1 protein-coding gene is annotated in these 226 nt (G+C 50.9%); it reads left to right on the top strand.

The features are described 5' to 3' along the window. Positions 1 to 226: hypothetical protein (locus ACXAG7_RS20235; protein ID WP_476667970.1), on the top strand; the 226-nt coding region annotated here is incomplete at both ends.

Here is a 226-nt window from a genome sequence, read left to right as displayed (position 1 = left end):
CCACAGCAGCAACAGCTCAGGTAGTGGTAAGCGAACAAGCCTTACCAAATGCGGGAACTAACGGAACACTTACCATCTGTGCAGGAAGCACGGTAACATCAGCACAGTTATTTGCATCCTTAGGAGGAAGCCCAGCTACAGGAGGTACTTGGTCACCAGCATTAGGTGGAGCGAATACCTATACGTATACGGTAGCAGCAACCGCACCATGTACCACAGCAGCAAC

It is taken from the genome of Tenacibaculum sp. AWR4_210 (assembly GCF_056160945.1).
The sequence above is the reverse complement of the archived record's forward strand: the minus strand, read 5'-3'. Positions and strand labels throughout refer to the sequence as shown.